The following is an 8,362-nucleotide window of genomic DNA, read 5'->3' on the forward strand; positions in this document are numbered from 1 at the left end:
GCAACGAGACGGTATCTGGCCGCAGGGGTGATCCTCTGCATGCCGATGCTCGCCGCCTGCCAGAGCTACCTGCCGCAGAACGACGAGCCGCTGCGTGTATCTCCCGTTCTGGACAGGCTGGAGCCCGGCCCGTCGACCCAGCGGCTGGACGCGAATGGCTACCCGCTCATCGGCGCCTACCCCTCCGCCGCCACGCAGCAGGTCTCCAACGAGACGGTGGCGCAGACGCGCGCACGCTACGCCGACGCAGCGACGCGCGGGTCGGCACCGTCCTCCGGGCCCACCTACCAGCGCAACGTGGCGGAGCTCGAGGCTACCGCGGCCCGTGTGCGGGCAGCCGGACAGGCCAACGCGAATTAGGGGCAGATGCCGGTTCGACCGGCGCCGTGACGAAGCCCCGTAACCCCGGTCAGCTTCGTGATCGCCGTCCCCGTGGATGGCCGGGCACCCCTTCAGGAAAGCGGCGCAAGGACAAGCCAGATGGAAGAGTTTCACAAGGTCCGACGACTCCCGCCCTATGTCTTCGAGGAAGTGAACCGCAAGAAGGCGGCGGCGCGCGCCCGCGGGGTCGACATCATCGATCTGGGCATGGGCAATCCCGATCTGCCGACGCCGTCCTTCGTCGTCGACAAGATGTGCGAAGTGATTCGCGATCCGCGCACCCACCGCTACTCGGCATCCAAGGGCATTGCCGGCCTGCGCAAGGCGCAGGCGGGCTATTATGCCCGCCGCTTCGGTGTGAAGCTCAATCCGGATACGGAGATCGTCGCCACGCTGGGCTCCAAGGAAGGCTTCGCCAACATGGCGCAGGCCATCACGGCGCCGGGCGACGTGGTCCTGTGCCCGAACCCGACCTATCCGATCCACGCCTTCGGCTTCCTGATGACGGGCGGCACGATCCGCTCCATCCCGGCGCGCCCGGACGAGGAGTTCCTGCGTGCGGTGGACCGGGCCGTACGCCATTCCATCCCCAAGCCCATCGCCATCATCCTGAACTATCCCTCCAACCCGACGGCCTACGAGGCCGACCTCGACTTCTACCGGGAGATTGTGGCCTTCGCGAAGAAGCACGAGATCATCCTGTTGTCCGATCTCGCCTATGCCGAGATCTATTTCGACGGATCGCCGCCGCCCTCGGTGCTGCAGGTCGAGGGGGCCATGGACGTGGCGGTGGAGTTCACCTCCATGTCGAAGACCTTCTCCATGCCGGGCTGGCGCGTGGGATTTGCCGTCGGCAACCAGCGGCTCATCGCGGCGCTGGCGCGGGTGAAATCCTATCTGGACTACGGCGCCTTCACGCCCATCCAGGTGGCGGCCGCGGCGGCCATCAACGCGGGCGACGACATTGTGCGCGATGCGAGGGACATTTACCGCCACCGCCGCGACGTGCTGGTGGAATCCTTCGGGCGCTCGGGCTGGGATGTTCCGCCGCCGTCCTCCACCATGTTCGCCTGGGTGCCGATTCCGGAGCGCTACCGGGACATGGGGTCGCTCGAATTCTCAAAGCTCCTGATCGAGAAGGCGGACGTCGCCGTGGCGCCTGGCATCGGCTTCGGCGAGCATGGCGACGATTTCGTGCGCATCGCCCTGGTGGAGAACGAGCACCGGATCCGCCAGGCCGCCCGCAATATCCGCCGGTTCCTTGCAAGCGAGGAGAATGCGGGGCAGAAGGTGTCGGCGGCCGGCGCCTGACCCGGCATGGCTGGTGGCTGCCGCCCTGCGGCGTTTCCACCGCCGGCCCTATTGGAACGACATGGCTTCGGGGCGGCGCCTCGAAGCCTTCAGACGTAGAGGATCATGATGGATCGCCCCCTGAAGCTCGGCCTTGCCGGGCTTGGTACCGTCGGCGCATCGGTCGCGCGCATTCTGGCCGGCAGGCGGGAGCACTTCACCGACATGATCGGCCGCGCCATCACCGTCCGCGCCGTCAGCGCCCGTGATCGCAGCCGTGACCGTGGCGTGGATCTGTCGAACGTCGAGTGGTTCGACGATCCCGTGCGGTTGGCCGCAGAGGCCGATATCGATCTTTTCGTGGAGCTGATCGGCGGAGCCGAGGGCGTGGCGCTTGCCAGCGTGACGGCCGCGCTCGAACGCGGGCTCCCGGTGGTCACCGCCAACAAGGCCCTTCTGGCCCATCACGGCGTGGCGCTGGCCCGCCTGGCCGAGCGGCATGGCACGACGATCCTCTTCGAGGCGGCGGTGGCCGGCGGCATCCCGATCATCAAGACCATGCGGGAATCGCTGCGTGGCAACGCGGTATCCCGCGTGTTCGGCATTCTGAACGGCACCTGCAACTACATGCTGACCCGCATGGAACACGAGGGCGTGGACTTCGACACCGTCCTGCGCGAGGCGCAGGCGCTCGGCTATGCGGAGGCGGACCCCACCTTCGACATTGGCGGCTTCGACGCCGCCCACAAGCTCGCCATTCTGACCTCTCTCGCCTTCGGCTGCGAGATCGACCTCGACTCCATCTTTATCGAGGGGATCGAGTCCATCTCTCTGGAGGATATCCGGACGGCGTCCGATCTCGGCTACCGGATCAAGCTCCTGGCGGTGGCGCAGCGCACAGAAACGGGGATCGAGCAGCGGGTCCACCCGACCATGATTCCCGCCGACAGCGCGCTGGCGCGGGTCGACGGCGTCACCAATGCCGTTGCGGTCGATACCGATCTTCTCGGCTCGGTCCTCCTGGCGGGCCCGGGGGCCGGCGGCGCGGCGACGGCCTCGGCCGTCCTGTCGGACATACTCGACGTGGCGGCCGGCAAGACCGTGCCCACGCTGGGCATTGCCTGCGAAAAACTGCAGCCCTATCGTCGTGCACGGATGCGGGCGCATGAGGGTGGCTACTATATCCGCCTTCAGGTGGCCGACGAGGTCGGCGCCTTCGCCGCCATCGCCCGCCGCATGGCCGACAATATGATATCGCTGGAATCCATCGTTCAGCGCCGCAAGGACCATGAGGACGGCCCGGTCGCTCCGGTCATCCTCATCACGCACGAGACCACCGAAGCGGCCGTGCGCGAAGCGCTGGAAGCCGTGCGCCGTGACGGGCATCTGCGGGAAGAACCCCGGATGATCCGCATCGAAACGCTTGCCTGAGGACGCCGGAGCCGGCAGGGAGACAGGGTTCATGACCGACAAGGACAATCCGCTCGACCGTGTCCTGTCCATCGAGATCGCGCGCGTTACGGAACGGGCGGCGGTCGCGGCGGCGATGTGGCGTGGCCGCGGTGACGAGAAGGCGGCCGACCAGGCCGCCGTCGATGCCATGCGGCGGGAGCTCAACCGCATGAACATCGCCGGGCGTATCGTCATCGGCGAGGGGGAGCGGGACATGGCGCCCATGCTCTTCATCGGCGAAGAGGTCGGGCTTGGCGACGGGCCGGCCGTCGATATCGCGCTCGATCCCCTGGAAGGCACGACCATCTGCGCCAAGAACCTGCCCAACGCCATGACGGTCATCGCCGTGGCCGCCAAGGGCAGCCTCCTGAACGCGCCCGACGTCTACATGGAAAAGATCGCCATCGGCCCGGGCTACCCGCCGGGCGTCGTCAGCCTGCGGCGCAGCGCGACCGAGAACCTGACCGCCCTGGCAGAGGCCAAGGGCGTGCCGGTGGCCCAGATCACGGCCTGCATCCTGGACCGGCCGCGCCACGCGCAGCTCATCGAGGAAATCCGCACCCTCGGCGCGGCGATCCGGCTGATCGGTGACGGCGATGTCGCCGGGGTCATCCACACGACGGATTCCGAGGAGACCGGGATCGACGTGTATATGGGCATTGGCGGCGCGCCCGAAGGGGTGCTGGCCGCCGCTGCCCTGCGCTGCATGGGCGGCCAGATGGAAGGCCGCCTGCAGCTCAACACCAACGAGCGTCGTGCGCGCGCCGAACAGATGGGTGTGCAGGATCCCTATCGCATCTACACGCTGGACGACCTGGCCGGGGGCGATGTCATCTTCGCGGCGACGGGCGTCACCGACGGCAACCTGTTGAACGGCGTGCGCCTTTACGGCAACCGGATCGAAACCCATACGCTGGTGATGCGCTCCTATTCCCGGACGGTCCGCCACATCCGCGCCCGCCATTACGACAAGGAGAAGTTCGGGGTCTGATGCTGGACGTCACCGCCGAGCGCCTGTTCCTGAATGTCGAGGCATCCCTGGCGGGCCGCCGCTGGCTGCATGCGCTGGATGCCCGCTCGGAAGCCCTGGCAACTCAGATGGCCCAGGCGCACGGCCTGCCGGACCTCGTCTCCCGCGTGCTTGCCGCGCGTGGCGTGGCCCCACAGGATGCCGCACGCTTCATGGCCCCGACCATCCGGGAGCTGATGCCCGATCCGGCCAGCCTGACCGATATGGACGCGGCCAGCGCCCGCATCGCCCGCGCCGTCGCGTCGGGCGAGCGGGTGGCGATCTTCGGTGATTACGATGTGGACGGCGCGGCATCGGCCGCGCTGCTGCACCGCTATCTGCGCCACTTCGGCATCGATGCGCCGATCCGCATCCCAGACCGGCTGGCCGAAGGCTATGGGCCCAACCCGCAAGCCATGCGCGCGCTTGCCGATGCCGGTGCCAGCCTGATCGTGACCGTGGATTGCGGCACGACGAGCCCGGATGCCATCGCGGCCGTGGCCGGCCGGGCCGATGTGGTCGTCCTCGATCATCACCAGGTCGGGGCACAGTTGCCGCCGGCCCATGCCATCGTAAACCCGAACCGGCAGGACGACCTGTCGGGGCAGGGGCATCTCTGCGCGGCCGGCGTCGTGTTCCTGACACTGGCGGCCGTATCGCGTCAGTTGCGCGCCAAGGGCCGCACCGACCTGCCGGATCTGTTGCAGGAGCTCGACCTCGCCGCGCTGGCGACGGTCTGCGACGTGGTCCCGCTCATCGGGTTCAATCGCGCGCTCGTCGTGCGGGGGCTGGACGTCCTGCGCGCCCAGCGCAATCCCGGCCTTGCGGCGCTGGCGCGTGCCGCGCGCCTGTCCGGGCCAATCTCGGCCCATCATCTGGGGTTCCTGCTCGGGCCGCGGATCAATGCGGGCGGGCGGATCGGCGATGCTGCGCTCGGCAGCCGCCTCCTGACGCTAACCGATGCCAACGATGCCGAGGATATCGCCGCGCGCCTCCACACGCTCAACGAAGAGCGCCAGCACATGGAGCGTGCCATGCTGGACCAGGCGGAGGCCGAAGTCCTGGCCGAGATGGGCGCCGGAGACGGCCCCGCCGTCCTGGTGACGGCGCAGCCGGACTGGCACCCCGGGATCGTCGGCCTCATCGCCGCGCGGCTGAAGGAGCGCTTCAACCGCCCGGCCGTCGCCATCGCCTTCGACGGGGCCGGGCGCGGCACCGGTTCGGCGCGTTCCATCGCAGGCTTCGACATGGGCGCCTTGGTACGCGGCGCGCTCGATCGCGGCATTCTAGAAAAGGGCGGCGGTCATTCCATGGCGGCCGGCCTGACCATTCGCCGCGATAGGCTGGGAGATTTCCGGGATTATGCGCAGGCCGCCGCGCAAGGGCGCGTTGCCGCCCTGCGTGCCGCGGACGGGCTGCGGCTCGATGGCGCGCTGAGCGCCAGGGGGTTGACGGTGGAGCTGGCGCAAACGCTGCATCAGGCCGGCCCCTACGGATCGGGCCACCCACAACCCGTCTTCGCCCTGCCGCGGCACCGCATTGCCGGTGCGCAGCCCTTCGGCGCCGGAGGGCATGTGCGCGCGCGGCTCCAGGCGGCCGATGGCGCCAGCATTTCGGCCGTGGCCTTCCGGGCGGCCGGCACGCCGCTGGGCGAACGGTTGCTCGGCGGCGGCGACAGGCCGTTGCATCTGGCCGGCTCGGTATCGCTCGATCACTATCAGGGCCGGCCGCAAGTCTCGTTCCGCATCGTCGATGCGGCGGAAACGCTCAAATGATCGGGTCTTCGTCAACGCGCCGTTAAGGCTGCAGGCGTAGGGTCAGGCGCAGTCTTCTGGCCCCGGATGCTAAAACCAACATGCAGCGTGTCGCCCCGCGTATTCTGGCTCTGTCCATTCTTGCCTTGGTCTCCGGCTGCGCCTCGGTCAAGCAGGTCGGCATGTCCGAGCACGAATGCATGACACGCGTCATGTATTTCGAATCCAACCGCTCCAGCGAGGAGGGGATGGTGGCCGTCGGAACCGTCGTGATGAACCGGGTCAATTCCGGCAAATACCCGACGACGGTCTGTGGCGTCGTCGGACAGAAGAACCAGTTCGCGCCGGGCGTTCTGTCCAAGCCCATGGGGGCGGGCCGTGAGCTGGCGGAGGCGACGGCCCGCAAGGTCATGCGCGGGGCCCGGCATGGTGGCGTCGGCCGGAACGCCCTGTTCTTCCACACGGCGGGCTATTCCTACCCCTATAACAACATGCACTATGTCGCGATTGCAGGTGGCAACGCCTTTTACGAAAAGCGCCGCAACCCGACGCAAACGCAGGCCATGCTGCAGGAACGGCCTTTGCCCCGCTTTGCGCCGCGCACCATCGCCGCGGCAGCCGCCGCAACTGCGGCCGTGCCCGTCACCCGCGTTGCCGCCATCCCGTCGCGTGCCGCTTCGGTGCAACGCACAATGGTCGAAGCGCCCATGTCGATCGAAGATATCATCGCCGCAACAGCCCAGTAGCAAGGCCTTTGCCGCCATTCCTACGGCGGAAGGCGTAGCCCGACTTGTTGCAACTGCTCATACGTGCCAAGCTCGTCCGCGTGATCGTTTCGTGATTGCCGTTCCGACGAGGATCCAGCCCGTTCATGATTGTCGATGGTCCGCCGGACCCAGCCGCGCAAGCGGATATCTGTATCGTCGGCTCGGGTCCGGTCGGCTTGTCCCTGGCGTTGCGGTGCGCAGCGCAGGGCAAGCGCGTCATGGTGATCGAGGCGGGATACGGATTCCAGACCGGGCGCACGGTGCCGGCTCCGCCGATCGAGTTCGTCAATGCCAGCCATGCCGGGCCGGATGTCGCCATGATGCGGTCGGTCGGCGGCACCTCGCACCTCTGGGGCGGGCGCTGCGTGGCCTTCGACGATATCGATTTCCGGGAACGTCCTTACGTCCCGCATTCCGGCTGGCCGCTCGCCCATCACGCCCTGCAGCGCCATTACCCCGATGCTTTGCGGTTCCTCGGCTGCACCCCGCCAGCACATACGCAGGTCTCCATGACCGACGGCGAGCCCGTCTTGCTCGACCGGACCGAATTCTGGTCGCAGAACGGCAATGTCGCCGATGCGCATGACGCCGCCATCCGCGGCTCCGGCAATCTCATGCTGCATACGGGCTGCCAGGCCCGCCGCGTCCTGATCGATGCAACTTCGGATGGAATCCGCGGGGTCGAGGTGGAGCATGAGGGCCGGTGCCAGGCGGCACGCGCCCATGCCTATGTCCTGGCGGCCGGCGGGCTTGAGAACACGCGGCTCCTGATGGTATCCCGGCGGCATATGCCGCAGCTTTTCGGCGGCGAGGGCGGGCCGCTCGGCCGCTTCTACTGCGGCCATCTGACCGGGCATCTAGCCGGCATCGTCTTCGCAGACCCGCAATTTGCCCGCCGTCTCTGGTTTCAGCGTACAAAAGGGGGCGGAATCCATCGCCAGCGCCTCGCCTGCGCTGACGCGATCCAGGAGGAGATGGCGCTTCTCAACACCGCCTTCTGGCTCGACAGCTATTCCATTTCCGATCCGACGCATGGCAGCGGCCTCCTTTCCGGCCTCTACCTCGCCCTGTCGGGAATGCGGCTCTATCCGCGGGTCAGCCATGGGCAGGCGCCGCGCCACGAGGGCGGAACGGCGTGCCATATGGCCAATCTGCGCAACGGCTTCGACCCGCGCGCTGCAGTGGCGCTGGGGCGGCAGTTGTCCGCACGCCGCCGCGATGGGAGCGCCTTCGCACTCTTCAACCCCGCCGGACGCTACCTCCTGCGCTACCATGCCGAGCATGCGCCCAATTCGGAAAGCCGCGTCGAACTGGCCACCGAGGGGCCGGAGGCCGGGCCGGGCCTGCGTGTGGATCTGCGCTTCTCTGCGGCCGACACGGGCTCGGTGGTCCGCAGCCACGCACGTATCGATGCCTGGCTGCGGGCGAACGGTATCGGGCAGCTCGACTATCACGTGGAAGCCGGCACGCGGGACGCGTATGTGGCAGGGCAGGCCCTCGACGGATACCACCAGATCGGCCTGACCCGCATGTCCGCCGACCGATCCTGCGGTATCGTCGATGCCAACTGCCGCGTGCACGACCTCTCCAATCTCTACGTGGCGGGCAGTTCGGTCTTTCCGACGGCCGGCCAGGCCAATCCGACCCTGCCGGCGGTGGCGCTGGCGCTACGGCTGGCGGACCACCTCTCGGCTTCGTGAACGGCTTCC

General features: G+C 68.0%; 7 protein-coding genes. All 7 read left to right on the forward strand.

The features are described 5' to 3' along the window. Positions 1–39: 39 nt before the first annotated feature. The 7 genes from AUL30_RS16890 (at position 40) to AUL30_RS16920 (ending at position 8,353) form a co-directional block, all read left to right on the forward strand. Positions 40–360, forward strand: coding sequence for a hypothetical protein (locus tag AUL30_RS16890; RefSeq protein ID WP_157070258.1), 321 nt, complete (start codon positions 40–42; stop codon positions 358–360). Positions 361–480: 120 nt separating this feature from the next. Then, positions 481–1,692 (forward strand): LL-diaminopimelate aminotransferase, encoded by a 1,212-nt coding sequence (locus AUL30_RS16895; RefSeq protein ID WP_062229068.1) that lies wholly within the window; start codon positions 481–483, stop codon positions 1,690–1,692. A gap of 108 nt (positions 1,693–1,800) precedes the next feature. Then, entirely contained in the window at positions 1,801–3,102 is a 1,302-nt protein-coding gene (locus AUL30_RS16900) for a homoserine dehydrogenase (RefSeq protein WP_062229124.1), read from the forward strand. Between the two features lie 31 nt (positions 3,103–3,133). Further along, complete coding sequence (gene glpX, locus AUL30_RS16905) at positions 3,134–4,114, forward strand: class II fructose-bisphosphatase (protein ID WP_062229069.1); 981 nt, start codon at positions 3,134–3,136, stop codon at positions 4,112–4,114. Then, the gene (gene recJ, locus AUL30_RS16910; RefSeq protein WP_062229070.1) at positions 4,114–5,907 is read left to right on the forward strand and encodes a single-stranded-DNA-specific exonuclease RecJ; all 1,794 of its coding nucleotides are present in this window, start codon (positions 4,114–4,116) and stop codon (positions 5,905–5,907) included. Before glpX ends, recJ begins: the two co-directional genes overlap by 1 nt. 80 nt (positions 5,908–5,987) lie before the next feature. After that, complete coding sequence (locus AUL30_RS20325; RefSeq protein ID WP_407638288.1) at positions 5,988–6,632, forward strand: cell wall hydrolase; 645 nt, start codon at positions 5,988–5,990, stop codon at positions 6,630–6,632. A 125-nt stretch (positions 6,633–6,757) separates the two neighbouring features. Next, complete coding sequence (locus tag AUL30_RS16920; RefSeq protein ID WP_062229071.1) at positions 6,758–8,353, forward strand: FAD-dependent oxidoreductase; 1,596 nt, start codon at positions 6,758–6,760, stop codon at positions 8,351–8,353. The last annotated feature ends 9 nt before the right edge of the window (positions 8,354–8,362 follow it).

It is taken from the genome of Aureimonas frigidaquae, from assembly GCF_001463905.1.
In the GTDB taxonomy this organism is placed as follows: domain Bacteria; phylum Pseudomonadota; class Alphaproteobacteria; order Rhizobiales; family Rhizobiaceae; genus Aureimonas; species Aureimonas frigidaquae.

Coding starts and splice junctions, on each gene's coding strand:
- AUL30_RS16895 (WP_062229068.1), top strand. CDS start 481: ATGGAAGAGTTTCACAAGGTCCGACGACTCCCGCCCTATGTCTTCGAG.
- glpX (WP_062229069.1), top strand. CDS start 3,134: ATGACCGACAAGGACAATCCGCTCGACCGTGTCCTGTCCATCGAGATC.
- AUL30_RS16920 (WP_062229071.1), top strand. CDS start 6,758: ATGATTGTCGATGGTCCGCCGGACCCAGCCGCGCAAGCGGATATCTGT.
- AUL30_RS20325 (WP_407638288.1), top strand. CDS start 5,988: ATGCAGCGTGTCGCCCCGCGTATTCTGGCTCTGTCCATTCTTGCCTTG.
- recJ (WP_062229070.1), top strand. CDS start 4,114: ATGCTGGACGTCACCGCCGAGCGCCTGTTCCTGAATGTCGAGGCATCC.
- AUL30_RS16900 (WP_062229124.1), top strand. CDS start 1,801: ATGGATCGCCCCCTGAAGCTCGGCCTTGCCGGGCTTGGTACCGTCGGC.
- AUL30_RS16890 (WP_157070258.1), top strand. CDS start 40: ATGCCGATGCTCGCCGCCTGCCAGAGCTACCTGCCGCAGAACGACGAG.